Origin of the sequence: Streptosporangium heterodermiicola, assembly GCF_051390675.1 — a bacterium.
Taxonomy (GTDB): domain Bacteria; phylum Actinomycetota; class Actinomycetes; order Streptosporangiales; family Streptosporangiaceae; genus Streptosporangium.
In genome coordinates this window covers 1-284 of sequence record NZ_JBPJSR010000137.1, presented here as the reverse complement: position 1 = coordinate 284, position 284 = coordinate 1, and the positions used below count along the sequence as shown (strand labels likewise).

General features: G+C 70.8%; 1 pseudogene. It reads left to right on the top strand.

Annotated elements, in window-relative coordinates:
• A pseudogene (gene groEL / locus ACSC1Q_RS43235) lies at window positions 1-284 on the top strand (chaperonin GroEL); the annotation flags it as partial.

The window sequence follows — 284 nt, the reverse complement described above, 5'->3', positions numbered from 1 at the left end:
GTCATCGTCACCAAGGACGAGACCACCATCGTCGACGGTGCCGGCGACGCCGAGCAGATCGCCGGCCGGGTCAACCAGATCCGCGCCGAGATCGACAACACCGACTCCGACTACGACCGCGAGAAGCTCCAGGAGCGCCTGGCCAAGCTCGCCGGCGGCGTGGCCGTCATCAAGGCCGGCGCCGCCACCGAGGTCGAGCTCAAGGAGCGCAAGCACCGCATCGAGGACGCGGTGCGCAACGCCAAGGCGGCCGTGGAGGAGGGCATCGTCCCCGGCGGCGGCGT